The sequence below is a fragment of the Nostoc sp. genome (assembly GCF_036917455.1).
Classification (GTDB): Bacteria; Cyanobacteriota; Cyanobacteriia; order Cyanobacteriales; family Nostocaceae; genus Nostoc.
The window spans coordinates 1-2,980 of the sequence record NZ_JBALDK010000042.1 but is presented as its reverse complement, the minus strand read 5'-3'; the positions used below and the strand labels follow the sequence as shown (position 1 = coordinate 2,980).

The following is a 2,980-nucleotide window of genomic DNA, read 5'->3' as shown; positions in this document are numbered from 1 at the left end:
CCAGAAGCAACATCAAACTCTACACCTTCACTCTCGAAAGTATCAGCAAATGCACCACTCAACACTAAATCTTCCGGTGCGCCAACGTGTAAAATTCCATTAGTTGCTAATAGCCAAACTTTATCCGCTAGACGCAAAGCTAAATCTAAATCGTGGGTAGAAAGGAGAATAGCTTGATTGGTTTCTCGTGCTAACTGACGCAACAATTGCATAATTTCCACCCGTCGCGGTAAATCTAAAAATGCTGTTGGCTCATCAAGTAACATTACAATAGGCGACTGAGCCAAAGCACGCGCAATCATAATTTTTTGGCGTTCACCATCACTTAATTCGCTAACTTGGCGTTGTGCTAAGTGTACTGCTCCTACAGATTTTATTGCCCAAGTTACTATAGCTTCATCTTGGGGTGTCAAATTTCCCCACCAATCAGTGTAAGGATATCGTCCCAGAGTTACCAAGGTGTAAGCTGATAGCATTCCTACATCAACTTTCTCGGTGAGTACCAAACTCAGACGTTTGGCTAATTCTTGTGGTGCTAACTTGTAAATATTTTCTCCCAAGAGTCGCACTTCACCATCGATTGGGGATTGCATTCCGGCGAGCGATCGCAGTAATGTAGATTTACCTGCACCATTGGGGCCAAGTAAGCAAACAAGTTCCCCAGCTAAGAGAGATACCGAAATATCCGATGCAACACACCGAACAGTTTTTCGGGATGTTTTATAACCAATAGTCAAGTTGTGAGTTGTTAAAATCGCATCATTCATGACGGAAAAGATTTTTGGGAATTACGCCGCAGAATTATCCAAGTCACAACAGGAGTTCCAATCAAAGCGGTGACAGCATTTAAAGGTAAAACCATCTGACTTACCGCAAGTTGAGAAAACAAATCTGCAAACAATGCTAAGATTGCACCCATTATTGTTACGCTAGGGATTAATATCCGATGGTCGGAAGTATTGAACAGACTACGACACAAATGGGGAATAGCCACACCTAGAAACGCTATAGGGCCACAAAAAGCAGTAATTGCTCCAGCTAATATAGACGCACTCGTAATAATTGAAAATCTAGTTTTTTGCACAGTTAAACCTAGACTACGTGCATAAGATTCACCAAGTAAAAGTGCATTCAAAGATTTTGATTGTAGCACTGCTAAGAATAAACTCAAAAGTATCACAGGAATTAAAACAACTAACTGTTTCCAAGTCACCCCAGCAAAACTACCAAAAGTCCACATAATATAACTTTGAATGCGTTCTTTTGAGCTAAACTGCAACAAAATACTAACAATTGCACTAGTAGCATAACCAAACAATAAACCTAAAATTAATAGTGTCATCGTATCTTGCACTCGGCGAGAAACAACTAACATCATTCCTAAAACTGATGCTGCCCCTAGACTTGCGGCTATGACTAAACCAAAATCAGCAACGATTCCCAAATCTGCTAATAATGTTGGTGTTGTTACACTTGCTGTCAACACAACTAACGCTACACCTAAACTTGCACCAGAACTAATACCCAACACAAATGGCCCCGCTAAGGGATTTTTAAATAGGGTTTGCATTTGTAAGCCACTTACACCTAAAGCTGCACCTGCTAAAATTGCAGTTAAAGCTTTAGGTAGGCGAAATTTGAGAATAATATGAGTCCATGTCACTTTTTCTGCTTCTTGTCCTAGCAAAATTTTGATTACTTCATTAACAGGAATATCAACTGAACCTAAAGCCAAGTCTAATAAAAAAGCCAAGATTAAACTTATAAGTATAATTAAAAAAATAATAGTTTTGAAAAACGGAGCTTTTTGGGTTATTAGGGAAAATTTAAATTTATATTTTTTGCTTAACATTATTAATTAAGTTTGTGGTAATAAAATAGTTTATGGTTAGGTAATATCTCTGGATGCAGTATTTTAATCAAGTCAGATAAAACCATATCTGGGTTACTAATTCCGCTTTCCCAGTAATCATTACCTCCACTTTCATTGATACGGGCATTATTATTGTAAAGATTGCCTGTTTTCACAGCCTTAAAATCAGCATAGCGATTATCTTCAGCTACTAAATCTTTTAGATTTTTCCAAGATTGACTAAAATTTAACCAGTAGTCAGCATTCGCTGCACGTTCCAAAACAACTTCAAAAGATAAAGGTAAACTACCAGAGGATTTATCATCACTCCAGAGATAATTGGTTCCTGCGTCAGCCAGATATTTAGCTACATAACTTTTGCCTCCAGGCATATACCAAGTACCTTTAAAATTGAATCCCACAAATATAGTTGGACGATTTTTTACAGATTTAGCTTTTTGAGCTACTCGTTCATATTTATTGGCAATTTCACTAAATATTTTTTCGGCTTGTTCGTCTTTATTAAAAAACAGAGCCGTAAATTTTAACCATTCGCTTCTTCCCAGTGGTGTGTTTTCCATATATTCAGAATTTATCCCCACTTTCAAACCCGCCTCCGTGAGTTTGGCATAACTATCAGTTTGGGAATTTCCAGTACCAAAAGTTGTCACCAAGTCAGGATTTAATTCTAGTACTTTCTCTATATCCACATTTGAATTATCACCTACTTGTGTTACCTTTCCCGCTTTGATTCTCTCGACTACATCAGGAGTATTGACTTGTTTGCTATTACTAATACCAATTAGTTTATCAACTACACCTAATTTGGCTAGGTGGGGTAAATGAGTAGTAGATAGAGAAACTATGGAATTAATGGGAACTGTAATTACCCTTGCTTGATTAAATCCTTTTGGCGTGGGAGTTCCACATTGGACTAAAACATATTGAAAACCTGTGTTGGCATTCTGCCAAGGATTTTTTATAGTGACGGTTTTGTAGTGTTTATGATACTCTACTGCAAAGCCTGTTGCATGAGTAATCTGAATTTTATTAGGAAAGTAATCAGTATTGGAGTCATATTTTTGAATACAGCCGTTATTATTGGTATTTGTAAAGGTATTAATTGCT

3 protein-coding genes are annotated in these 2,980 nt (G+C 37.3%); all 3 read right to left on the bottom strand.

The genetic code is table 11. The features are described from left to right. On the bottom strand, positions 1–767 hold a 767-nt coding region (locus tag V7K42_RS04640), incomplete at its 3' end, for an ABC transporter ATP-binding protein (RefSeq protein WP_334913984.1). Further along, positions 764–1,852 (bottom strand): iron ABC transporter permease, encoded by a 1,089-nt coding sequence (locus V7K42_RS04635; RefSeq protein ID WP_334913982.1) that lies wholly within the window; start codon positions 1,850–1,852, stop codon positions 764–766. The genes V7K42_RS04640 and V7K42_RS04635, both read right to left, overlap by 4 nt. A gap of 2 nt (positions 1,853–1,854) precedes the next feature. Further along, the coding region (locus V7K42_RS04630) for an ABC transporter substrate-binding protein (protein ID WP_334913980.1) at positions 1,855–2,980 on the bottom strand (1,126 nt) is incomplete at its 5' end.

Excerpts from the sequence above, each read along its gene's own strand:
- V7K42_RS04635 (WP_334913982.1), bottom strand. The coding sequence starts at position 1,852 with ATGTTAAGCAAAAAATATAAATTTAAATTTTCCCTAATAACCCAAAAA.